Source organism: Abyssibacter profundi, from assembly GCF_003151135.1.
GTDB classification, from domain to species: domain Bacteria; phylum Pseudomonadota; class Gammaproteobacteria; order Nevskiales; family OUC007; genus Abyssibacter; species Abyssibacter profundi.
In genome coordinates this window covers 171,899-194,470 of record NZ_QEQK01000001.1, presented here as the reverse complement: position 1 = coordinate 194,470, position 22,572 = coordinate 171,899, and the positions used below count along the sequence as shown (strand labels likewise).

The 22,572-nt window shown below is 64.8% G+C and carries 19 protein-coding genes and 1 tRNA gene; 10 read left to right on the top strand and 10 right to left on the bottom strand.

Annotated elements, in window-relative coordinates; all coding sequences use genetic code 11:
• Window positions 1–96: 96 nt before the first annotated feature.
• Window positions 97–987, top strand: a complete 891-nt coding sequence (locus DEH80_RS00895) for an ABC transporter ATP-binding protein (protein ID WP_207774363.1) — start codon at window positions 97–99, stop codon at window positions 985–987.
• Window positions 984–2,009, top strand: coding sequence for an ABC transporter permease (locus DEH80_RS00890; RefSeq protein WP_109718584.1), 1,026 nt, complete (start codon window positions 984–986; stop codon window positions 2,007–2,009). Before DEH80_RS00895 ends, DEH80_RS00890 begins: the two co-directional genes overlap by 4 nt.
• 22 nt (window positions 2,010–2,031) lie before the next feature.
• Here DEH80_RS00890 and DEH80_RS00885 read toward each other — a convergent pair whose 3' ends face one another.
• The 8 genes from DEH80_RS00885 to DEH80_RS00855 form a co-directional block, all read right to left on the bottom strand.
• Window positions 2,032–3,639 (bottom strand): beta-helix domain-containing protein, encoded by a 1,608-nt coding sequence (locus DEH80_RS00885; RefSeq protein ID WP_109718583.1) that lies wholly within the window; start codon window positions 3,637–3,639, stop codon window positions 2,032–2,034.
• 63 nt (window positions 3,640–3,702) lie between these two features.
• Window positions 3,703–4,029 carry an oligopeptide/dipeptide ABC transporter ATP-binding protein gene (locus DEH80_RS17885; RefSeq protein WP_243412727.1) on the bottom strand — a complete coding sequence of 109 codons (327 nt, stop codon included), beginning with the start codon at window positions 4,027–4,029 and terminating at the stop codon, window positions 3,703–3,705.
• Between the two features lie 24 nt (window positions 4,030–4,053).
• On the bottom strand, window positions 4,054–4,713 hold the full coding sequence (locus tag DEH80_RS00880; protein ID WP_243412718.1) for an ATP-binding cassette domain-containing protein: 660 nt from the start codon (window positions 4,711–4,713) through the stop codon (window positions 4,054–4,056).
• Window positions 4,710–5,693, bottom strand: coding sequence for an ABC transporter ATP-binding protein (locus DEH80_RS00875; RefSeq protein WP_109718582.1), 984 nt, complete (start codon window positions 5,691–5,693; stop codon window positions 4,710–4,712). The genes DEH80_RS00880 and DEH80_RS00875 overlap by 4 nt, the downstream gene beginning before the upstream one ends.
• Before the next feature lie 13 nt (window positions 5,694–5,706).
• The gene (locus DEH80_RS00870; protein WP_109718581.1) at window positions 5,707–6,597 is read right to left on the bottom strand and encodes an ABC transporter permease; all 891 of its coding nucleotides are present in this window, start codon (window positions 6,595–6,597) and stop codon (window positions 5,707–5,709) included.
• A complete protein-coding gene (locus DEH80_RS00865; protein ID WP_109718580.1) occupies window positions 6,594–7,547 on the bottom strand; it encodes an ABC transporter permease in 954 nt (317 codons plus the stop codon). The genes DEH80_RS00870 and DEH80_RS00865 overlap by 4 nt, the downstream gene beginning before the upstream one ends.
• A gap of 91 nt (window positions 7,548–7,638) precedes the next feature.
• The gene (locus DEH80_RS00860) at window positions 7,639–9,456 is read right to left on the bottom strand and encodes an ABC transporter substrate-binding protein (RefSeq protein WP_133249068.1); all 1,818 of its coding nucleotides are present in this window, start codon (window positions 9,454–9,456) and stop codon (window positions 7,639–7,641) included.
• Between the two features lie 140 nt (window positions 9,457–9,596).
• On the bottom strand, window positions 9,597–10,103 hold the full coding sequence (locus tag DEH80_RS00855) for a YybH family protein (RefSeq protein WP_165831210.1): 507 nt from the start codon (window positions 10,101–10,103) through the stop codon (window positions 9,597–9,599).
• Window positions 10,104–10,188: 85 nt separating this feature from the next.
• Between DEH80_RS00855 and DEH80_RS00850 the strand changes: the two genes are divergently transcribed.
• Together DEH80_RS00850 and DEH80_RS00845 are read left to right on the top strand one after the other, a co-directional pair.
• Entirely contained in the window at window positions 10,189–11,883 is a 1,695-nt protein-coding gene (locus tag DEH80_RS00850) for a CehA/McbA family metallohydrolase (protein ID WP_109718577.1), read from the top strand.
• A 130-nt stretch (window positions 11,884–12,013) separates the two neighbouring features.
• The gene (locus DEH80_RS00845) at window positions 12,014–13,246 is read left to right on the top strand and encodes a magnesium transporter (protein ID WP_109718576.1); all 1,233 of its coding nucleotides are present in this window, start codon (window positions 12,014–12,016) and stop codon (window positions 13,244–13,246) included.
• Here DEH80_RS00845 and DEH80_RS00840 read toward each other — a convergent pair.
• Entirely contained in the window at window positions 13,232–13,987 is a 756-nt protein-coding gene (locus tag DEH80_RS00840) for a 4'-phosphopantetheinyl transferase family protein (RefSeq protein ID WP_109718575.1), read from the bottom strand. The genes DEH80_RS00845 and DEH80_RS00840 overlap by 15 nt on opposite strands.
• Window positions 13,988–14,114: 127 nt before the next feature.
• Between DEH80_RS00840 and DEH80_RS00835 the strand changes: the two genes are divergently transcribed.
• The 5 genes from DEH80_RS00835 (at window position 14,115) to DEH80_RS00815 (ending at window position 18,380) form a co-directional block, all read left to right on the top strand.
• A complete protein-coding gene (locus DEH80_RS00835) occupies window positions 14,115–15,932 on the top strand; it encodes a M61 family metallopeptidase (protein WP_109718574.1) in 1,818 nt (605 codons plus the stop codon).
• Window positions 15,929–16,588, top strand: coding sequence for a glycerol-3-phosphate 1-O-acyltransferase PlsY (plsY, locus tag DEH80_RS00830; protein ID WP_109718573.1), 660 nt, complete (start codon window positions 15,929–15,931; stop codon window positions 16,586–16,588). The genes DEH80_RS00835 and plsY overlap by 4 nt, the downstream gene beginning before the upstream one ends.
• Window positions 16,567–17,511: a biotin--[acetyl-CoA-carboxylase] ligase gene (locus DEH80_RS00825; RefSeq protein ID WP_109718572.1), complete on the top strand. Its 945-nt coding sequence runs from the start codon at window positions 16,567–16,569 to the stop codon at window positions 17,509–17,511. The genes plsY and DEH80_RS00825 overlap by 22 nt, the downstream gene beginning before the upstream one ends.
• Complete coding sequence (locus tag DEH80_RS00820; protein ID WP_109718571.1) at window positions 17,508–18,269, top strand: type III pantothenate kinase; 762 nt, start codon at window positions 17,508–17,510, stop codon at window positions 18,267–18,269. Before DEH80_RS00825 ends, DEH80_RS00820 begins: the two co-directional genes overlap by 4 nt.
• Before the next feature lie 35 nt (window positions 18,270–18,304).
• Window positions 18,305–18,380, top strand: a tRNA-Thr gene (locus DEH80_RS00815).
• A gap of 29 nt (window positions 18,381–18,409) precedes the next feature.
• Here the strand turns inward: DEH80_RS00815 and DEH80_RS00810 are convergent.
• Complete coding sequence (locus DEH80_RS00810) at window positions 18,410–18,784, bottom strand: hypothetical protein (RefSeq protein WP_109718570.1); 375 nt, start codon at window positions 18,782–18,784, stop codon at window positions 18,410–18,412.
• A gap of 189 nt (window positions 18,785–18,973) precedes the next feature.
• On the opposite strand from DEH80_RS00810, the gene DEH80_RS17265 reads away from it, so the two are divergent.
• On the top strand, window positions 18,974–22,549 hold the full coding sequence (locus DEH80_RS17265) for a beta strand repeat-containing protein (RefSeq protein ID WP_109718569.1): 3,576 nt from the start codon (window positions 18,974–18,976) through the stop codon (window positions 22,547–22,549).
• Window positions 22,550–22,572: the final 23 nt, after the last annotated feature.

The window sequence follows — 22,572 nt, the reverse complement described above, 5'->3', positions numbered from 1 at the left end:
TCCGGTAGCGGGCCAGAGGCCGCTCGTGGGCGCTTTCAACCATCGTGTGTGGGTCATGCGGCAGTGCTGTTTCGTTTGTTCAGTTCGGGTGAAAACGTGAATCCAGAGCCCATCGCGCTGTCGGTGCGCCAGTTACATAAGCATTTCGGAGATATTCACGCGGTTCGGGGGATCGATCTGGATATCGCAGTGGGCGAATGCCTGGGGCTGCTCGGACCGAATGGCGCCGGCAAGACCACGACCGTCGAGTTGCTGGAGGGCATTCAGGTTCCCAGCCGCGGCTCGGTGGTCTACCGGGGTGAGGCGCTGGGTCCGCGGTTTCGCGCCGAGGCGGGTATCCAGTTTCAGCACACGGCCTTGCAGGATTTCCTCACCGTCCGGGAGCACCTGACGCTTTTTGCCCGCTTATACGATGCGCCGTTGCCTGTTGACGAGGTGCTCCAGCGTTGCGCGCTGGAGGCGTTGTCGGATCGCGATGCGCGCAAATTGTCCGGTGGGCAGCGTCAGCGCCTGCTACTGGGGATCGCCTTGATCAATGACCCGGCCGTGCTGTTTCTGGACGAGCCCACCACCGGGCTAGACCCGCAGGCACGCCGTAACTTCTGGTCGCTGGTGAAATCCATCAAGGCGGACGGCAAGACCGTGGTGTTGACCACGCATTACATGGAAGAGGCGTATCAGCTCTGCGACAGAATCGCGATCATGGATCACGGGCGCATCATCGCCCAGGGCACGCCATCGGAGTTGCTGGCCCATCATTTTGGTGGGGCGGTGCTTAGCCTGCCGCAGACGGCCTTGTCAGCCGAGCAGCGTGCTGCTGGCGATTGGCGGGCCGCTGGCGATCGCATGGAATCGGTCGTGGCCGATGTCGACGCCGCGCTGACTGCCTTACACCGCAGTGGCACGTCATTGCAGCAACTGCTGATTCGCGAGCACACACTGGAAGATCTGTTCATCGAGCTCACCGGCGAGGCGCTGCGATCATGAAGCTGCAACGTGTTATCGCGATCACGCATGCGCGTAATGTCGAATTTCTGCGGGACCGTTCCGCGCTGGGCTGGAATCTGCTCTTGCCCGTATTGCTGGTGTTGGGGCTGGCGACCATTTTTTCCGGGGATGGTCAGGCCTTGTACAAGGTGGGGGTTGTGGCGGAATCGCCAGACGCGGTCTTGCCCGTCGCCGAAGTCGAACCGCTGATGGGGCTGGCCTTTACGGATTTCGTCGCCCAGGCTGATCACGCACGTGCCCTGCGCTTGGTGGAGCGCCATCAACTCGATTTGCTGGTCGACTTTGGGTCGCGTCGCTATTGGGTGAACAGCAGCTCACCCAAGGGCTATTCGCTGGAGAGGATGCTGGCCGGGTTTGATGACCGTCCGCTGGAGCGCGCCGTGGTCAGCGGCGAACAAACCCGGTATGTCGACTGGTTGGTGCCGGGCATTCTGGGTATGAACATGATGTTTTCCTGCCTGTTCGGTGTCGGCTACGTCATCGTGCGCTACCGCAAGGCCGGTTATCTCAAGCGTCTTAGCGCCACACCGGTCCGGGCAGCCGAGTTCCTGGTGGCGCAGGTGCTGTCCCGATTGTTGGTCATCATGGTGGTGACCTGCGGGGTGTTTGTCGCGACGGAGTGGATCATCGGATTCCCGGTGGTCGGTTCGCATGCCGCGTTGCTGGTGGTGGCCCTGCTGGGTGCCATCGCGATGATTGCCATGGGCGTGACCGTGGCGGCTCGCACGACCAGCGAGGAACTCGCCAACGGCCTGCTCAATCTGGTGACCTGGCCGATGATGATGGTCTCCGGCGTCTGGTTTTCGATTGAAGGTGCGCCGACGCCGGTGCTGTGGTTGGCCCAGGCGCTGCCGCTCACCCATTTATTGGAGGCCGCCCGCGGCATCATGCTGGATGGCGATTCGCTGATGGCGGTCTCCGGCCACCTGCTCGTGCTGGCGGGGATTGCCGTGGCCTGTCTGGGACTGGGCGCCTGGGGCTTTCGCTGGCGAGAGCGCTAGCGCCCTCGCCGGCAAGCCAAGCTCAGTTGGGCGGGAACGCAGTCCAACCGCTCAGCCAGCTATCTGCTGAACCGGGTCGCACACCGCCGCGATGTCGTGCGCCGCGGTTCCAGAACTCGCCTTGTGGAATTGAGGCCACGGCCGCCAGTGCGGGGCCGATATCCGGTGCGAAATAGGGGGCGATGGGGTCTAGCGCGGTCGACAAATAGGCGGGGTTGACCACGGTTTGATTCTGCAACTCCGGCTGGTTGAGCCAGGCCGCAATATCAAACCCCTCGGGGTCTTCGCGGTCGATGCGGCGATTGCTGCGGTCCATGATGAACAGGGCGTGGCTGATGCTGAGCTGGCCCTCGCTGGCCAGCGCCTGCGAACGATCCCGGATTGAGATGGCTTCGTCCTTAAACCCGGCAATGATGAGGTTGCGGAAGGTGCCGGCCGTGCCTTCTCGTAAGGTCATGGCGCGTTGGGCGCGCGGGGCGTTGGGGTCGGCCACCAGCGTGACATTGATGAAGGTCGGGTTTGAGCGTGGCTCGGCATCGGGCTCCGGGCCGTTGTTGTCACCTTCGAACGCGTTGTCGCCAACATCGCGGCCCATTTGTACGACCAGCGATTGCACGCTGCCGGTCCAGCCGAGATCCCAGTCAAAGGCATCGTCGCCCGGTCGTGTGATCAACAGGTTCCGTAAATTCGCGGTGCCGCCAAACATCTCGACGCCGTCGTCCAGCGGGCTGTGGACCTGGACATGACGGACGATGGTCCCGGCTCCGCAGCCGGCCAGCGTCAAGCCGTTCAGCTCGTTGTTGGCCGAGATCTCGAATCCGGCGAACTCGACGCGGACATACTCCAGGACGCCGCAGGAGCCGTCCGGATTCTGGCCGCCATAGGCCCCCAGCGGTTCGTTATCCGGGACGCCCTCGATGCGGCCGATGCCGATGTTGGTCGGGGCATCGCCCATGAGCACCAGGCCACCCCAGTCCCCCGCCTGGCGGGTGCCCACCGGCTGGGCACTGGTGAACACAATCGGGGCATCCGGCCGTCCGCGGGCGTGAAACTCCGCACCGTTGGCGACCAGCAAGGCCGAACCTGGCTGACCCAGCACGGTGACGCCCGGTTCGATGGTGAGTTTGACGCCGGGCTCGACGAAGACCAGCCCCGTGAGCACCACGCGTTTGCCGGCCTTCCAGGTCGTGCTGGATTCGAGATTGCCGGCAATCTCGTCCACGCTGGGGCCGTTGTTCAGTCGCGACAGCAACAGGAACACAAACAGGGCCAACCCGGCCACAACCGTCGCCCCGGTCAGGGCGCTACGAATCACCCGGCGTTTGCGGGCGGTGTGCAGGCTGGCTTCGAACTCGGTGGTTTGATCGAAGCTGCCGGGTTTCATGGCGTCGGCACCGGCCTGGCGCAGCAAGCTGCCGGTGGGCGCCAGCGTGAGAATGCGCTGTGCCAGCTCGGAGACGGCCGGATCGCTTGACGTCGATGCGGCGGTCAGGGTGCTGTCGCGGTAGTTCTGGTTACCCAGCAGCGCACTGAAATGAATGTAGGGCAGGTCATTGTCAGACGAAGCATCACATGCCCGCTTGAGCTGCCATAAAAGCGTGATGGCTTCCGAGTCGCCGGTGCGCGCCATTCCCTGGTTCCTGGTTGCATTCCCCAGGGCCAAGGTATCGCCAGGACATGGCGATTTGATGAACTAGTCGCCGGTGTTGTTCGTCTCCGGCACGGGATCACTGTGCAGATGGCAGGCGACCCAGTGAGGCCGCTCCTCGCTCCCGACATTCTCCAGCTTCGGCTTGATCTGTGAGCAGTGCGCCATGGCGGCCGGACAGCGGGTATGAAACGGACACCCTGCAGGTGGTTTCATCGGCGAAGGCACATCGCCTGATAGCACGATGCGTTCGCTGCCCTTGCCGGGATCGGGCACGGGAATGGCCGACATCAACGCCTGGGTGTAGGGGTGCTTGGGCTCGGCGTACAGGTCGCTTGCCCCCGCGCGCTCCACCAGCTGGCCCAGGTACATCACGCCGACCTGGTGGCTGATGTGCTATACCACGGCCAGGTCATGCGAAATGAACAGGAAACTGATGCCGAACTCGGACTGCAGATCGTCAATCAGGTTGAGCACCTGCGACTGCACCGAGACATCGAGGGCAGACACCGCTTCGTCGGCCACGATGAACTTGGGGTTTAGCGCCAGGGCTCGGGCGATGCCGACACGTTGTCGCTGGCCACCCGAAAACTCATGCGGGTAGCGATGGAGCACGGCGCGGCGCAGGCCGACGACTTCCAGCAGGTCTTCGACCTTCTTGCGTCGTTCAGCCGCGGTGCCGATACGGTGCACATCCAGTGGCTCGCGCAGGGTTTCAAAGACCGTTCGCCGTGGTGACAGCGAGGCGAAAGGATCCTGGAAGATGATCTGCATGTTGCGACGCAGACGCTTGAGTTCGCCGCCACCGGCTGCGATGACATCGGTGCCGTCCAGCTCCACGGATCCCGAAGTGGGTTCGTGCAGGCGCAGAATCGCCCGGCCCAGGGTGGATTTGCCGCAGCCGGACTCGCCCACCAGGCCCAATGTTTCACCCCGCTGGATGTCAAAGGACACCCCATCGACCGCCTTGACCTGCGCCACCGTCCGGCGCAGCAGGCCACCTTTGACCGGGAAATGCTTGGTCAGATCGCGAACGCGAAGCAACGGGGCAGTCATGCGGAGGTCACGGGGTTGGGGTTGAAACAGGCGGCCGATGTGGCGGTGTCGGGGCTATCGTCCAGTTCCGGATCGAAGCTGCCGCAGCGCTCCAGCGCCTGGCTGCAGCGGTCACGAAAGCGACAGCCCTGAGGCAGGTCCAGCAGGTCCGGCACAATGCCTGGAATGGTCGGCAGGCGCTGCAGCCGGTCGGGCCGGATGCGCGGCACCGAGGCCAGCAAACCGGCGGTGTAGGGGTGGCGCGGTTGGTTGAACAGCGGCCCGACAGGCCCCTGCTCGATGATCTTGCCGCAGTACATGACTGCCGCGCGGTCGCAGGTCTCGGCAACGACGCCCAGGTCATGGGTGATCAGAATGACCGCCGTGCCGTGGTCGGCAGCCAGTTTCTTGATCAGCTCCAGCACCTGCGCCTGGATCGTTACGTCCAGGGCCGTGGTGGGCTCGTCGGCGATGAGCAGCTTGGGGTCGCAGGACAGGGCCATGGCAATCATGACGCGTTGGCGCATGCCGCCAGAGAGCTGATGCGGGTATTCGTCCACGCGCTTGTCCGGGGCCGGGATGCCGACCTCGGCCAGCATCTCGATCGCGCGGGCGCGGGCCTGCTTACGCGTCAGACCCTTGTGCCGGCGCAGCACATCAATGATCTGGTTGCCGATGGTGAACACCGGGTTCAGGGCCGTCATCGGCTCCTGGAAGATCATCGAGATTTCACTGCCGCGTAACTTGCGGTAGGCCTTGTCGCTGAGCTGGGTCAGATCCTGTCCGTTGAAACGGATCTCGCCGCCGACGATCTCGCCGGGCGGGCGGGGGATGAGTCCCATGATCGACAGCGACGTGACTGACTTGCCACAGCCGGATTCCCCGACGATGCCGAGGGTTTCCCCGGCATTCACGGAAAAGGAGACGCCATCGATGGCGCGGGCGATACCGCGTTCGGTCGAGAACTCGACCTGCAGATTGTCGACTTCGAGCAATGCCATGGTCGCGTTGGCCTCAGGTCTTCTTGGGGTCCAGCGCGTCCTGCAACGCGTCAGAGAACATGTTGAACGCCATCACCAGCACGAACAGAAATGCCGATGCCGCGAGGAAGTTGTTGAAGAATCCGGTGGTCACTTCGTTGGTCGACTCCGAGATCATCAGCCCCCAGGAGACGCCATCTTTCACGCCCAGACCCAGGAACGACAGGATGACCTCGCTCTTGATCGCCGAGACGAACGTGATGGTCGCCTGCACCAGCAGGATATGCGTGGTGTTCGGAATGATGTGCCGCGAGATGATGCGCCATTCCGGCACGCCCAGGGCATGGGCGGCTTCGACGAATTCGAAGCCCTTGAGCCGGATGACTTCTGCGCGAACCAGGCGGGCCGTGGTGGTCCAGAACGTGGCGACCATGGCGATGTGCATGGAAAACGCGTAGCCCTGCAATGCAAAAGCGACAGCCGCGACAAAGAGATAAAACGGAATCGAGTCGAGGACGCCCTTGAGCCACAGGATCACCTCATCGGGCCAGCGTCCGGCGAAGAAGCCGGAGATCGCACCGAGGATGGCACCCAGGATGGTCGACAAAATGGCGACGACGAGTCCGATCTCGAAGGCCGTCTTGGTCGAAAAGATGGCGCGCGCGTAGATGTCCTGCCCATTGCGATTTGTGCCAAACCAATGCTCGGCGGAGGCTTCGGCGTTAATCGTCGGGGTCAGGGTGTTCCAGTTGTCGCCCCAGAGCCCGGCCCAGACGCCCAGGGCAATCCCGAAATAGACCAGGACCACGGCCAGGGAGGTCATGCCCCAGCGGTCGCGGCGGAACTTGCCGACAGCCTTCGCCCAGAGCGACTCGCCCTGCTTGCGTGGCGTCGGCGCGGCAATATCGGTGGCTGCGTGACTCACTTGAGTGATACCCGGGGATCGATGACCTTGTACAACACGTCGGTTGCGATCAGGGTCAGAACAAACAGGACAGCCGTGGCACCGACCACTGCTTTGAGAATGGGCTGGTCACCGGTGGTGATCGCGTCATACGTCACCTTGCCCACGCCTGGAATGCCGAAATAACTTTCGATGAGCAGGCTGCCAGAGATCACGACCAGTGGGATCGAGAACATGATGCGCGTAACAATCGGGATGGCCGCATTACGCAACACGTTACGAAACAACAGCTTGGCCGGTGGTGTGCCGAAGGCCCGGGCCGTGCGAACGTGGTCGCGGTTCATCTCCTCGACGATCACGGCGCGGTAGAAGCGTGTGTTGTAGCCCAGTGACACGAAGACGATCGCCAGGGTCGGCACCGTCACGTAGTACAGATAATCCGCCAGGCTGTAGACCTCCCAGCCGCGAACGGGAAAATAGTTCAGGCCATAGCTGGATGACAGCAACACCTGAAAGCCGATGATGATGATCAGAAAGCTGATCGACATTCCCACCACGGCGCCGGCCATGATGCCCCGGTCGATCAGCCCGCCGCGGAAGAAGCCGGCAACAAGCGCCAGCAGCACACCCAGGGCGTTGCCGATGATGAACCCCGGTAGCGTCAACGCCAGTGAGATCGGAATCGTCCGCGCAAGAATCCGCGACACCCGCTCGCCCGTGGAGTCGGAGTAGCCAAAGTCCAGGGTGACCAACTCGCGCAGGTAATCGCCATAGCGCACGAAGAACGGCTGGTCGTAACCCAGCTCCGCGCGGATCTCGGCGATTTGCTCCGGTGTGGCGTTTTTCCCGATCAGTTCATAGGTCTTGTCGGGGCCGAAGTAGACCATCAGCACGAAGCTGATAAAGGTCACACCAAGCACCAGTGGAATACCGGTGATCAGCTTGCGTAGCGCGTATTGCAGCGTGTCCATGAGCGTCCGTCTAAGCGATGAGTCGCGATGGCAAGAGCCAAAGGCGACGCGCGGGCACGCAGGTGCCCGGCGTCAACACTGGCTGAATGCTCTAGGCCCCGGCGTCGGTCTTGACGTCCACGTACTTGAGCCAGAAACCACCGAGAATCTCGCGGTCCGGCACGCCGATGACATCTTTGTGCCACAGATAGATGCGGGTGCGGGACAGGCCGGTCAGCGCCACGCAGTCATCGATCACCATCTGGTTCATCTTCCGGTAGATCGCGGTGCGTTCCGGGCCGGGCTGCATGACGGCGGTCTGCTCGTACAGCGCATCGAACTCTGGGTTGCTGTAGTTGGCGTTGTTCGAGCCCGGTGTGCGGTTCGGTCCGTAGAACAGCTGCAGGGTGTTCTCGGCATCCGGGTAGTCCAGGCCCCAGCCCAGGCCGCCCACGTCGAACTGGTTGGTTTTGATGCCCTTGTTGAAGTCGCCAAAGGTGGCGTAGCTCTCGCCGCGAACCTTGTCGACCGGGAAGCCCAGCTCGGCCATGAAGCCACGGAACTGTTCGAACATCTGGCGGTTGGTCACGCTGGCCACGTGGCCATAGACGATTTCCGGCAGGGTTTCCGGGGTCCAGCCGGCGTCCTCAAGTGCCTGTTTGGCGGCCGCCAGATCCTGCGTCACCGAATCACGCGGCGTGTTGGGGTCGAACTCCGGCACGACCGGGGTGATGACACCGGGGAACACATTGCCAATGCCGGAGTAGAAGCGCGCATTGCGCTCGGCCCAGGAGAAGGCGTCGACCATGGCGCAGCGCAGGGCCTTGTTCTTAGCATCCTGTTCGGGATCGTCGCTGGTCCCCAGCGCCGGCCGATCCATATTGAAGTAGGTGTAGACGAAACCGGCCTCGGTGCCGTGGGCAGAATGGTAGCGGTCGCTCCATTCCGGCTTCAGTTCCAGCGGCTGCTTCGATGCCAGGACGCTGTCCACTTGCTCCACCGGAACATGCGAGTACTGCACTTCCTTGTCGGAGGTGAAAGAGGCCCAACGGGAGGCGGTTTCCGTAATGAAATCGATTTCCAGGCGGTCGACGAAGGGTGGGGCCTTGCCGTCGATGGCCTCCAGCCCGTAGTCGGCGTGCAGCGCCGGATCGTAGCCTTCGGCCGCGAGGTCAACAGGCTCTTGGCGGTAGTTCGGGTTGGGGACGAACACGGCCTTGGCCGTGGAGAAACGCTCGAGCTTGAAGGGTCCGGAGCCGACCGGTCGAACCGACAGCTCGCGACCATAGGCCTCGACCGCCTCGTGAGGCACCAGCGCTGCAAATCCCATGGCCAACGTGTAGGTCAGCTGCGGAAAGGGCTTGACCAGCTTGATCTGGATCGTGTGGTCGTCCAGTGCCTTGAGGCCCTCGATCTCGGCATCGTAGTCCGCACCGTCTTCTTTCCACTGATCCAGGCCGACAATCTTGCCCTGCCACAGCCAGGCGCCCTGCGAGCGATTCTTGGGGTCGAAGTGACGCTTGATGGAGTAGACAAAGTCCTGTGCGACGACCTCGCGTCCCTTGCCATCGGCAAAGGCGGGATCGTCGATGAAACCCGAGCCTTCCTTCATACGAATGGTGTACGTCAGGCCATCCTCGGAGACCTCCGGCATGGCCTTGGCCAGGTTCGGCTTGAGCTCGTAGGGTCGGGTCAGATACTTGTAGCTGTAGAGCGTGTCGTAGGTGTTGAGCACCACGAAATTGGAGTAGATCACCGCCGACTGCACCGGATCGAGATTCACCGGCGCACCGTCCATGGAATGGCGGTAGACCTTCATGGGCGTGCCATCCGCATTGGTGCGGGGTTGGCCGCCACCACAGGCGGCGAGAGTTGCAACGGCAATAGCGGCGGCCGCCGCGCCCAGGAATCGCGGTGTACGGTTCAGCATTGGGGTGATCTCCTGCAGATCGGACACGCGCGGCGATGCGTTCTGGGGCACCGTCCGAACCTGTCAGCTGCTTAATAGATGGTTCAGGCCCAAACAGGGACTGGTATGGCTTCTACCATACCAAATGCGTGCCAACCCGGTCATGGGGCGCCGTCAGGCCCGCCCGGCGTCGGCATCGGCGTTTGATTGCCCGCATCGACTTTGACCCGCCAGCGGCCATCTGGCTGTCGTTGCCAGATATTCAGGTACTTGCCCCTGGCCACGGGGGCGCCACTGGCGCGATCGGTGGCGACATAACGCCCCCAGGTCCAGCCGAGGTCGCCCGATGCAGCCACCTGGCCGTCTTCCGGCTGCCAGCTGACCACGAATGCGTCGGCTGATGAGGTCATGGTCGCGACGATATGGGGGCGACCAAAGACCGGTGGCGCATCCTGGGGCAGTCGGATTGCATCCTCGACGAGATAAGTGGCCAGCGCGTCGGCGAAGCCATGGGTGGCGGAATGCGCCGAAAAGGCCCGATCTTCGGCGAGCAAGGCGGCGCGGCTGGTCGGCGGCCAGTGATCGGCCGGCGTGGCGCAGCCCGCCAGCAAGGCCAGTGAGACCCAGCCCGCATACCGACGCACCCACCACCGAGGCTGCGCTGTCATCGCTGTCATTCCCATGCAAGAGGAAGCGGTTACTGTAGTGCCCTCGCTCGGGCTCTCCAGCCCCTATTCGACCGACGGTCTGCCGATGCGCAATCGACATATCACCCCAGCCTTGATCATGGCCCAGATCAGGCGCCTGACAGGCCTTTGCCTGTTGTCCGTGCTGGCTGCCTGCGGCCAGAGTGCGCAGATCGCGGATGGGGGTGGGGCAGATCTCGGGGTCGATCAACCGCCAGGCGACCGACCGGTTTGCGCGCCGGGCGAGCCGGCGCTGGAATTGACCGGGTCGGTCGACCCGGCCGAGGCCAAGACCTATCAACTGTTCCCGGTGTCGGTGGCGGCCGGGACCGGCCGCATTGAGGTGGGGTATGGCTGGGCGGAGACCGGCCCCCTGCCTGCGACGCCGCTCACGGCCACGACGCTGGATCTCGGCCTTTGGGATCAACGGGGTTATCGCAATCCCGCTGGGTTTCGGGGCTGGTCGGGCAGCCGGCAAGGGCGGTTGGATCAGGGTCGGGATCCGGTCTACATCACCGCCGAAAGCGCCGATCGCGGCTACACGCCCGGGGCCATCGAGCCGGGTGTCTGGTTTGTCGAGCTGGGCATTGCCGCGGTGGCACCGGGCGGTGCCCAGTGGCAGCTGCGCGTGGAATGCCTCAGGGACGACGGCAGCCAACAGCCGATGGCCGATCCGGTCGATCCCCACCATGTGGCCCGGAACCAGCCCGGCTGGTACCACGGTGATTTCCACATGCATGGCTTTCACTCCAACCCGGCTGCACCAGATTGGGACGCGTTGATCGCGCAGGCGCGTGCTGCCCAGCTCGATTTTCTGATGTTGACCGAGTACGTCACCGGCCGGCACTGGGCTGAACTGGGGCCGGTTCAGCGCGCCCATCCGGATTTGCTGATCTGGCCCGGCCGGGAGGTCATTACCTACTTCGGTCACGTCAACAGCTTTGGAGAAACCCCGGAGGTGATCGAATACCGACACGGCTTCGAAGACATCAGTCTGGGTGACGTGCAGCAGCAAACCTTGGCGGCCGGCGCCCTGTTCGGCGTGAATCACCCCACCACGTTTGAAGGACCGCTGTTCGAGAACTTCTGTCGCGGCTGCGCGTTCACGCTGGATGACGCGATCGACTGGTCCCGGGTCGACACCATCGAAATCCAGAACGGTCCGGCGCTGGTGACCGGCGCCGAGCTGGGACTGCCGATCCCGGGCGAAATCCAGAATCCATTCACGTTGACAGCCCTGCAGCGCTGGGATGCCCTCATCGCGCAGGGGGCCGTGCCCACGGCGGTTTCAGGCTCGGATTCCAAGGGGGTCGATGCGCCTGAAGAGCGTGCTCGCAAGGGCTATGGAAGTTCGGTGACGGCTGTTTTTGCGGAATCGCTATCGCGTGCCGCTTTGAAAACGGCGATACGCGCGGGCCATGCCTACATCCGCACGCTGGGTGTGGAGCGCTCACCCGTCGCGGTCATGCAGGTGGCGACCGCCGATGGTCAACAAGGCATTTATGGGGATACCGTCCATGCTGACGAAGCCACGGTGACCACCACCATCACGGGCGGGGCCGGACAGCAGCTGCGCTACATCGTGGACGGGCGGCTGGCCCGCGTGGTGCCGGTCATCGGTGATCCCTTCGTCGATTCCTGGGCGGTGACGCGTGACGCCGGCTCCGGCCCGCTCGGCACTGCCGTGCGTCTCGAAATCGCCACTTCGCAGGTCGTGACGGTCATCGGCAATCCGGTGTTTCTGGCGCCGCCGACGCCTTAGGGCCGGCCAGGTTCATTCCTCAACCCACCGCGGACACCGCGTGGCCTGTTGGCGACCTCGCGGCGACTGCCTATGCTGCGCGGGCGCCCATGGCGCGACGCATCCTGTTCCGTGCTCTGCTGGAAAAACCATGACGCCGAGTTCTGCCGCCCCCCGAGAGCCCCTTACGGATCGCGATGCCCAGCTGCTGCGCAGCATCCGCGATCGCGCGCCGGCTGACGCCGCGCGGCTGCTGTGCCGGCAGCCGGAAGATCAGATCGCCAGGTTGCTGGCGGCACTGCCGGCGCAGGATCGCGGGCGGGTGCTGGGCGCACTGCCCGCAGACCTGCGACATCGATTGGACACCGCGTCGGGCGGGTCGGTCAGCTCGGAAGAACCCGCCATCCCGGATGCCACCGAGCATACGGTGGGGGCGTTGACCGTGACGGCCCCGCTGACGGCGGCGCCGACCGATGCCGTTCACGCGGTCATCGATGCCGTGCGCTCGGCCAGTCAAGGTCGACTGGTGACCTATGTCTATGTGGTCGAGGATCGGCGGCTGGTCGGGGTGGTGACCATGCGGGATCTGCTGCTCGCCGATGCCTCTGCGGCGCTGACCGCCATCATGCTGCCCGACCCCTTTTTTCTCACGCCCGAGACCACGGTAGAAGACGCCATGCGGGCCATGGTGCATCGCCATTACCCGGTGTACCCGGTCTGCGATGCAGCAGGTTGTCTGCTGGGCGTGGTGCCCGGCCATGCGCTATTCGAGGAGCACGCCTACGAATTGTCGGCCCAGCCTGGGCGGATGGTGGGTGTGGACGAAGACGAACAGGTCAGCACGCCCTGGCCGCAGTCGCTCAAGCTACGCCACCCCTGGTTGCAGGTGAATCTGGTCACGGCATTCGCCGCAGCCGCCGTCGTCGGCCTGTTCGAGGGCACCCTGGAACGCATCGTCATTCTGGCTGCGTTCTTGCCGGTGTTGGCCGGCCAGGCGGGCAACACCGGCTGTCAGGCCATGGTCGTGACCCTGCGCGGATTGGCCTTGGACGAACTGCCACGCTCGGCGGTGGCGCGCGTCCTACGCAAAGAGGCGACGCTGGGCCTGTTCAATGGCTTACTCACCGGGCTGTCCGCCGCAGCGGGTATGTGGATTTACGCGACCGTGACCGGTACGCCAGGCGCAGCCATGCTGGCGGCCGTGGTGGTCCTGGCGATGGTGGGCAGCTGTCTGCTCAGCGGCGTGGTCGGTGTGGCCGTCCCGCTGGTGCTCAAGCGTCTTGGCGCAGACCCCGCCACCGCATCCAGCATCTTTCTGACCACGGCCACCGATGTGGTTAGCCTGGGGCTTTTTCTCGGTCTGGCTGCTTTACTGGTGGCGTGAGGCTTCATCAGGGGCAGGCGGCGGCCCGCCGAGCCAGACCAGGGTCAGCACATGGCTGGGGCCCGACAACCAGAGTCCGCGCAGCCTGCTCAGGCTGTCGCGCCAGCGGCACTGAGGGGTGGCTGAAAAGTGCAGGGCGTGATCCTGGGCGGTGACCGCCACGTCGTGGAAGCGCAGCGGTGCGATGCCCAGGGGGGCCAAGGCCTTGTATATCGACTCCTTGGCGGAGAATCGTGCTAACGCATCCAGGGTATTGTCCCGGCGTTCCATGCCGACGCAGACGTGCGCCTCAAAGCCATCACTTAATATTCGGCGCCGCTCCACGTCCAGGCCGAGGCCTGCCAGTTGCACCCGCCGGGCGACGGCGACTGCAGCCACCTCGTCGGTGTGGGTGATGGCACCGACCATCCCGGTGGGCCACTCGGGTGCGCCCGAGGACTGGCTGGGAAGGCGGGGCGGCTGCTCCAGGCCGGCAGCCTGCAGGGCCGTCCGCGCCAGCGCCCGACCGGCCGCAAACTGGGCACGACGTCGCGTGTTGCGCAGCCTGGCCGGGGCCTGATCGGGCTGATCCGGGATGTCCTCGACCCCACGGTCCGGCCCCAGTGCCAGATAGACGCCCGCCGGCAATGCCGATCGCAGCCATGTCATTGCCGCGGGTGCCCAAGGCAAGTCGCTGCCGGCCGGCCAGCAGAGGTTGAGCGAGTCGGCTTGGCCGATGACGGCGTCGGTGGGCAGGGTCATGCGCGGCGCAGAAGACACGAGATACCGGGGGGCAGGATAAGGGATTCCCTGGTGGCACCCTGTCTGTTCGTGCGATTCCCCCGATGCTTCCTTAGACTACGCGAGCATTTCGAACCTGCTGCCAACCTTGTCTCCACTGCATTACCGGATTGAACCTGCCGAACCTGCGGCCCATCGTTTCCACGTGGCGCTGACGATTCAGGCGCCCGACCCATCGGGTCAGTGGCTGGCCTTGCCTGCCTGGATACCGGGTAGTTACCTGGTGCGTGATTTTGCCCGGCATGTGCTGACCTTGTCGGCAGAGGCGGCCGGGCAAGCCGTGGCGGTCGAGCAGGTGGACAAGGATCGCTGGCGAGTCGAGCCGGTCGACGGCCCGCTGACGGTGATGATGGAGGTCCACGCCTACGACACCTCGGTGCGGACGGCTTATCTGGATACCGAACGTGGCTTCTTCAATGCCACATCGCTGTGCCTCAGGGTGATCGGACAAGAGCATCTGCCGTGCACGGTTGATCTCATTGCCCCGGACGCAGCGGCGGTCACCGGCAACTGGCGCGTGGCTACATCCATGCGACCGGTCGAAGCCGAGCCCTGGGGGTTTGGCCGCTACGGCTGTGAGCACTACGACGAGTTGATCGATCACCCGGTTGAGCTTGGCGTGTTCGATGTGGTCGAGTTCGAGGCCGGGGGACGGCCACATGCCATCGCCAACACGGCGGCTGGCCGCTATGACGCGGAGGCGCTGGCCAGTGATGTCGCGCGCATCTGCGATGCCCAGGTGGCGCTGTTCGGCGAGCTACCCTGCGATCGCTACCTGTTCCTGAATAATGTGTCAGCCGACGGTTATGGCGGGCTGGAACATCGGTATTCGAGTGCGCTGGCCGCGCCGCGCCGCGCCATGCCTGACGGCAGCGGGCGCCGCAGCGACGACTACGTGAATTTCCTGGGCCTGGTTAGCCACGAGTACTTCCACCTGTGGAACGTGCGGCGACTGATGCCCGCTGCCGTGGCGCATTCAGACCTGGAGAGCGCTGCCTACTTCGACGATCTCTGGGCCTACGAGGGCATCACCAGCTATTACGACGATCTCGGTCTGTTGCGAGCCGGCGTCATCGATTCTGCCCGCTACCTGGATTTGCTGGCCAAACAGATGACGCGCCTGGAGCGGAACCCGGGCCGGTACCGGCAATCACTGGCGGAGTCGAGTCGTCTGGCCTGGACCAAGTTCTATCAGCAGGACGCCAGCGCCGCGAACGCCATTGTCAGCTATTACAACAAGGGTGCGCTGGTGGCCTGCGCACTGGATCTGACGCTGCGACGCGAAACCGATGACCAATGCTCACTGGATCATGTGATGCGCGAGTTGTGGACGCGTTACGGTCGGGCAATGAAACCCATCCCGGATGCGGCCATCGAACAGGTGGCGGCCGAGGTGTCCGGGCTGGATCTCAGCGATTTCTTCGATGCGATGATCCGGACGCCGGGTGAAGTGCCGCTGCCGGATCTGCTGGCCGATTTCGGTGTGGAGGCCACTTGCCGGCCCGCCGCCGGGCCGGACGACGCCGGGGGACGACAGCCCGGCGAAGCGCCGTCGTCGCGTTGCCGAACCGGATTGAACGCCCGCGGGCAGCGCCAGCCGCGTTTGATCAATGTGCTGGATGACTCGCCCGCACAACAGGCCGGGCTGGCACCGGGCGACCGGCTGGTGGCCATCGACCATGAGGAAGCCACCCCAGCGGTCATCAAGGCTGTTGAGCAACGCCGTGTCGCTGGCGAGACCGTGGCCGTGCATGTGATTCGTGGAGACCGACTGCTGGAGCGCCAGCTGACGCTGGGTGACGCCGAGCCGAATACCTGGACGCTGACACTGGCCGAATCCAGCAGCGAGGATGCGCATGCCCGCCGCTCGGCCTGGCTGCGTACGTCGGCAGCACCTGGCGAATGATCGAGCTGCTGGTCAAGGCGCTGCTGGCTTACCTGTTGGGGTCGGTCATGGGCGGGCTGGTGCTGGGGCGGCTGACCGGGACCGGTGACCTGCGTCAGTCCGGCAGCGGCAACGCGGGTGCAACCAACGCCCTACGCACCCGGGGCAAGCGATTCGGGTTGGCCGTGCTGGCCATCGATGCCCTCAAGGGGGTGCTGGCCGTGCTGTTGCTCCCGCGACTGCCGTGGCCGATGGTCGAATCGCTGGCGGTGCCGGATCAGTGGATCGCCCTGGCCTGTGGTGTCGCCGTGACGCTGGGCCATATCGCCCCCGTGTTCTTTGGCTTTGTCGGCGGCAAGGGCGCGGCCACGCTGCTGGGGGTTTGCATCGTCACGGTGCCCGCCGCTGTGCCCTGGGCCTTGCTGGGGTTTGTCATCACGCTGGTCCTCAGCGGCTATGCTGGGTTGTCCACGCTGATGGCGGCGCTGGTCATGCTGCTCCATGTCGCGTGCTGGTCGGCGGCTGGTCTGTGGTCGCCCCTGGGCGCCTTTGCATCGGCGATGTTCCTGCTGGTGGTCTGGACGCATCGGGAAAATCTGCTGCGCATGGCGCGCGGCGAGGAGGCCCGGTTTGAACGTGCCATGCTCTGGCGCCGTTGGCGGGGGTCACGACCCTGAACGATTCGGTCCTGATCGGGCTGGCTGACGGGGCCTGGCAGTCCGGGGAGTCCCTGGCGCAGGCCGCGGGGATCAGCCGTGCGGCGATCCATAAACGCATACAGAAACTGCGTGACGCCGGTTGGCCTATCGAGGCCGAGGCCGGGCACGGTTACCGGCTGCCCGGTGGCTGGGATCGGCTGGATGCGGAGCAGCTGCAGTCGCGTGCGCCGCAGGCCTGGCAGGTCACCGTCCTGGACGAGACCAGCGGCACCAATGCCTGGCTGGCCGAACAGAGCTACGCGGGACCGCATCTGGTGCTAGCCGAGCAGCAAACCGCCGGGCGAGGGCGGCGCGGCCGCAGCTGGCATTCGCCGCCGGGCCTGAATCTGTATGCCTCTGTGGACTGGCAGTTCGACTGCGCCTCGTCTCAGCTGGGGCCGTTGGGTCTGGTGGTGGCGCTGTCATTGGCCGCCGCGATCGACCGGCCGGGCGTCGGCATCAAGTGGCCTAACGACCTGGTGGTCGACGGGCAGAAACTGGCCGGAATTCTCATCGAGGCCAGCGGCGAGCTGGCGGGGCCGGTGCGCGCCATTATCGGCATGGGCTGCAATGTGTGGATGCGTGAGGGGCCCCGTCTGGATCAACCCTGGACCAGTCTGGCCCGGCTTGGGTGGCGGGGCTGTCGCACCGACCTGGCGACTGCACTCATGCAGCAGTTGGATGGCGATTTGCGCCGTTTTTCCGAGCAGGGCTTTGCGCCCTTCCTGCCCCGCTACCAGGCTCTTGATGTACTGGATGGCGCATCCGTCCGCGTGGAGCAGGCCGGACGCATCCGAATGGGTCGAGCCCGGGGTGTAGACCTGGGAGGACGACTGCAATGCGAAATCGACGGCCAGCTGGTGGCGCTGGCCTCGGGTGAAGTCAGCGTACGCCGGCAATGATCTGGTTACTGGATCTGGGTAATACCCGCGCCAAGGCAGGCAGCTGGCATCAGGGCCAACTGGTCCGTCTGCAGGCGGGTTGCTGGGGCCCTGAAGGTCCCGCTGCCGTGCTCGATCGGCTGGCACCGGCCGAACGGCCGACGGCGATTTGGGTCAGCAGTGTCGCGGGTTCGCAGGTCCAGGCCGCCGTCATCGACTGGGCACGCGGGCGTGATTGGCCCAGTCCCCACTTTGCGCGCAGTACCGCCGAGGCCCTGGGCGTGCGCTGCGCCTATGCGGATCCGTCACGGCTGGGTGTGGATCGGTGGATGGTGGTTTTGGCGGCGGCCGCGACGGGTCGCGATGCCTTGATTGTTGATGCCGGTACGGCCTGCACCGTGGACGCCGTCACAGCCGACGGCCGGCATCTCGGCGGCCTGATCCTGCCGGGCGTGGCGCTGGCTCGCAGCGCACTTAATCAGCGGACACAGTTTCTGGCCGAAGATGTGGTGACCACGCCATTGCCGGTGGTCGGCAATGACACCAATCCAGCCGTGACCGTTGGCGCCGTCCATGCCCTGCTGGGCGCCATCGCCCGGGTGCAGGCGGGTTTGGGGCAATCGTCGGACTGGCACGATCCACTCTGTGTGCTAACCGGGGGCGAGGCGCGTCTGCTGGCACCGCATCTGCCGGGTGGGTGGTTGGAGCGGCCGCATTATGTGCTGGAGGGACTGGCTCGGCTGGCCGTGGCTGCGGACGAAACCGGCGACATTGGGTAAACTACGCGCCGCTGCATCAGCGCATGCAGCAGGTCGCCGGTATAGCTCAGTTGGTAGAGCACCTGCTTTGTAACCAGGGGGTCCCGAGTTCGATTCTTGGTGCCGGCACCATTTCCCCGCGCTGACGGTCCATCGACCGGTCAGCGCTCCGCCGGATGGCTCCCGCTGCCCTGGGCGTTCGCCAGGGTCATCGGCTCGAGCGAGCGCATCTGGGCATCCAACTGTAGTCGCCTGAAGCGGGCATCGCCGGCCCCGGAATCCGTCAGCTCGACCTGATGGCCCGCGTGCCGGGTCAGTTGCTGCAGTCGCAAGCGGAGTCGTTCGTTTTCGGCGGTGACCAGGGCGATGGATCGCTCGGCCCGCTGCAAGGCGTCCAGGTACACACCGTGATCGATGGGGGCGCTTGCCGACGGTGTCTCCAGGGGCTGGGTTGCCGCCTCGAGTCCGCGTCCGCCACCCATGGTCATCCATCCTGCTGCGACCACCACCGTGGCCAATGCCTGTGCGGCTTTCATGCATCCTGCTCCGAAGCCAGTTCCGAGTTCTGGGCATCGGCCTCGAACCGTAATGCTTGAATCACCATTCGTCGGCGCTTCACAAAAATTTGAACCCTTGTGCATCCACAGCGGATTGACGGGCGAAAGAACCTCACAGATCCCGCGCGCGGGATCGATTCGAATCGAACCCACTCACAGGGAGTTGAGATGAGCCATAAAACAGAACGCGCTGGCCTGGCCGTCGCGTTAATGGTGCTCGGAGGCGTGTCGACACCCGCGTCGGCGACCGATTACGTTGTGGATACGCTGACAGACGTATCGGCGGTGGACGGTCTGGTCAGCCTGCGCGAGGCCATTGCGGCCGCGTCCGGCAACGTGGCCGCTAACGAGGCGCCTGCCGGCGAGGCCAGCGGCGACACGATTACGTTTGATGCGGCGATTGCCGGCGGCACCATTCCGCTCACCGCCGTCTTACCCACCATTGCTGATGATCTGGTGATCACCGGCGATGTGACACTGGACGGGCAGGGCGCCGTTCAGATCGCGCTGGTCGATACCGCCGAGCCGGTGACGCTGACCGGCCTGACGCTGACCAATGGTGTGGCCGCCAGCGGCGGCGCACTGGGCATTGCGGCCGGCGCTGACGTGACCCTGGATACGGTGACCGTCAGCAACAATGTCGGGAATGGCGGGACCGCGACCAGCGGGGGCGCCATCGACAATGCCGGCACCCTGACCGTGACCGGAAGCAACTTCACGAACAACGATGCCAGTGCCGGTTCGGGCAGTGGTGGCGCAATCATCTCCAGCGGCACGCTGACGGTGAGCGACAGCAGCTTCACCGGCAACTTGGCCAGCCGCGCCGGCGGTGCCATCGAGATCGCCAACGGGGCATCGACCACGTTGAACAACTTGACGGCCAGCAACAACGAGGTGCTGGTCAGTCCGGGCAATGGCGGTGTGCTGCACATCACCGGCCCGGTCGATGCCACGGTCAATGGCGGTAACTTCTCCTCGAATACCGCCGGTCAGGAAGGTGGCGCGCTGTGGAATAACGCCGGCACGCTGACGGTGAACGGTGGCACCTACGTCAACAACATCGGCGCTGGGGCGGATTCCGACGACGGCGGCGGCGCCCTGCACAACCAGGGCGGCACGCTCATCGTCAACGGCGCGACCATCGAGTTCAACTCGGCAACCGGCGCTGCAGGCAGCGGCGGCGGCATCCTGAACGATGGCGGCACGCTAACGGTTAGCAACACGGTCATCCGGGGTAACTCGGCCAACCGTGCGGGTGGCGGCATTGAGGACAATGCCCGTGTGACGCCCACGACGACCGCGTTGAGTAACGTGACCTTCACGCAGAACTTTGCGGGCAGCGCGCCCGGCAACGGCGGGGCCATGCACGTCTCCGGCCCGGGCGCCGTCAGCTACACCGGCGGCAGCGTGACCGACAATGAAGCGGCCACCGAAGGCGGTGGTCTGTGGAATGGCTCCGGCCTCATGGAGATTGCCAGCGTGACCTTCACCGGCAATGCCGCGAACGGTGATGCCGCCGATAACGGCGGTGGTGCTCTGTTCAACCAGGGTGGTGACATCGTAATCACCGGCAACACCGTGATCGCCGGCAACAGTGCTTTGGGCCGTGCCGGTTCCGGTGGCGGTATCTTCAACAATGAAGGCACCGTGACCATGACCGGTGGCTCGATCACCGGCAACGTGGCCAACCGTGCCGGCGGCGGCATCGAAGACCGCTCGACCACCAACGACACCACCACCGGAACGCCGACGATTGCGCTGACCAACGTGGCCCTCGATGGCAATAGCGTTGGCGTTACGCTGGGCGATCTCGTGTCGGTGGCCGCACCCGGTAACGGCGGCGGTCTGCATATCACCGGCGATGGCGGCGGAACTTTTGGTGGCGTGGTGGCTGTCGTCGGAGGCAGCGTCAGCAACAATGTCGCGGCCTCCGAAGGCGGCGGTCTCTGGAATTTTGGAGCCCCTAGCATTCTGACGGTCGATGGCACGGTGATGGATGCCAACGATGCCCGCGGTGATGCGGCCGATACCGGTGGCGGTGCCTTGTTCAACAACGGCGGTGTCATGACCGTGAGCAATGCCACGATCACCAACAATGCGGCCTCGGGCACGTCGGGCTCAGGCGGCGGCATCCTGAACTTCAATGGCACGCTGACCGTGACCGGCTCGACCATCAACAACAACATGGCCAGCCGGGCCGGCGGTGCGCTGGAAGACGTTTCGACCACATCTGCCACCACGGTCAATATCTCGACGACCACGATGGCCAGCAACCTGGCCGGCAACAATCCCGGCAACGGTGGTGCTGTCCACATCACCGGCGGTGCGACGACCATGACCATTGATCGTTCGACGGTTTGGAACAACGTTGCGAACAACGAAGGCGGCGGTCTGTGGGTCTTTAACGGGTCCACGTTGAACCTGTGGAACAGCACCGTATTCGGCAATGGCGCGATCGAGCAGGATGGTTCGGCCAGTCGTGCGGAAGTGGGCGGTGGTCTGTTCCTGCGCCCGGCCTCGACGATTGACGCGATCAACTCGACCATCGCCTCGAACTCCGCCACGACCTCCGGCGGCGGTGTGTTCCTGGCCGATGCCACGGCCAGCTTCACCGCTACCAACACGCTGATCGGCGACAACGCAGCGGCGACCGCAGCGGATGTCGATGGCGTTGTGGACGGTGGGGGCTACAACCTGGTGGCCGACGTCACGGGTGCGACGGTGAACGGTCCGTCCAACCTGACCGGCGTGTCCACCGGGCTGGACCCCGAGGGTCTGGCGATGAACGGCGGACCGACCATGACGGTGGCGTTAACCGGCTTCACGGCCGTGGACGCAGGCCTCGACAGTGCATGCGCCAGCATGGCCATCAACAACGTCGACCAGCGTGGTGCCGGTTTTGACCGTCCAACCGACGGCAATGGTGACGGCACAACCGCCTGTGACATCGGTGCCTTTGAAGTGACCGCAGCCGATCTCGCGGGTGATCCACCCCTGGCCGTGCAGGCCAACGGCACCAGCGGCGGTGGGAATGGCGTCAGCTTTGGGGCCGGTGCCCAGGACGTGTCAGCCATCAGTCTGACCGTGGCCAATAGCGCGTCGGAGGCGCTGGTGGTTGCCGGCTTCTCGGGCACGCTGAGTGGGTCGGGTGATTTCGACGGTGATATCACCGCCGCCGATGTTTATCTCGATGCCAACGGCAATGGCGCCGTGGATGCGGGTGAGATGACCGTGCCGGCAATGGTGACCATCGATGGCGTGGCCGGGACTTTTGCGGTGAGCTTCTCGCCAAACCGGACCGTCGCAGCCGGCGCCAGCGAGTCATACGTCGTAGCCGTGGACTTCAGCACCAGCATCGCCTGGATGGCGGCGCCGATGTTCGCAGGGAGCGGCCTGATGTTGCTGGGCCTGGCCGGTGTTGGCGGACTGACGCGCCGTCACGTGCCGCTGCTGGCGGCCGCCATTGTGTTGGCGGTTGGCCTGTCCGGCTGTGAGGGTGACAACGGCGCCAACGGTGCCCAGGGCGCCCAGGGCATTCCGGGGCCGCAGGGCCCGGCGGGTCCACAAGGACCGGTCGGACCGCAGGGTCCGGTGGGGCCACAGGGTCCTCAAGGTCCGGGTGCGAGCAGCACCACGTATCAGTTCAGCCTGACCGCCGTGACGGCGACGGGCGCGGACTCCGGTACGTCGGTCCAGGCCACCGGCCTGCCGCTTAACGGCCCGGTGATTACCATCATCGACTAGGTCTCCATGGCGCTTCCCAGACG

Excerpts from the sequence above, each read along its gene's own strand:
- DEH80_RS00810 (WP_109718570.1), bottom strand. The coding sequence starts at position 18,784 with ATGAAAGCCGCACAGGCATTGGCCACGGTGGTGGTCGCAGCAGGATGG.
- DEH80_RS00890 (WP_109718584.1), top strand. The coding sequence starts at position 984 with ATGAAGCTGCAACGTGTTATCGCGATCACGCATGCGCGTAATGTCGAA.
- DEH80_RS00820 (WP_109718571.1), top strand. The coding sequence starts at position 17,508 with ATGATCTGGTTACTGGATCTGGGTAATACCCGCGCCAAGGCAGGCAGC.
- DEH80_RS00840 (WP_109718575.1), bottom strand. The coding sequence starts at position 13,987 with ATGACCCTGCCCACCGACGCCGTCATCGGCCAAGCCGACTCGCTCAAC.
- DEH80_RS00845 (WP_109718576.1), top strand. The coding sequence starts at position 12,014 with ATGACGCCGAGTTCTGCCGCCCCCCGAGAGCCCCTTACGGATCGCGAT.
- DEH80_RS00875 (WP_109718582.1), bottom strand. The coding sequence starts at position 5,693 with ATGGCATTGCTCGAAGTCGACAATCTGCAGGTCGAGTTCTCGACCGAA.
- DEH80_RS00865 (WP_109718580.1), bottom strand. The coding sequence starts at position 7,547 with ATGGACACGCTGCAATACGCGCTACGCAAGCTGATCACCGGTATTCCA.
- DEH80_RS00880 (WP_243412718.1), bottom strand. The coding sequence starts at position 4,713 with ATGACTGCCCCGTTGCTTCGCGTTCGCGATCTGACCAAGCATTTCCCG.
- DEH80_RS00885 (WP_109718583.1), bottom strand. The coding sequence starts at position 3,639 with ATGGCGCGCACCGGCGACTCGGAAGCCATCACGCTTTTATGGCAGCTC.
- plsY (WP_109718573.1), top strand. The coding sequence starts at position 15,929 with ATGATCGAGCTGCTGGTCAAGGCGCTGCTGGCTTACCTGTTGGGGTCG.
- DEH80_RS17885 (WP_243412727.1), bottom strand. The coding sequence starts at position 4,029 with ATGTACCTGGGCCAGCTGGTGGAGCGCGCGGGGGCAAGCGACCTGTAC.
- DEH80_RS00850 (WP_109718577.1), top strand. The coding sequence starts at position 10,189 with ATGCGCAATCGACATATCACCCCAGCCTTGATCATGGCCCAGATCAGG.
- DEH80_RS00855 (WP_165831210.1), bottom strand. The coding sequence starts at position 10,103 with ATGACAGCGCAGCCTCGGTGGTGGGTGCGTCGGTATGCGGGCTGGGTC.
- DEH80_RS17265 (WP_109718569.1), top strand. The coding sequence starts at position 18,974 with ATGAGCCATAAAACAGAACGCGCTGGCCTGGCCGTCGCGTTAATGGTG.
- DEH80_RS00860 (WP_133249068.1), bottom strand. The coding sequence starts at position 9,456 with ATGCTGAACCGTACACCGCGATTCCTGGGCGCGGCGGCCGCCGCTATT.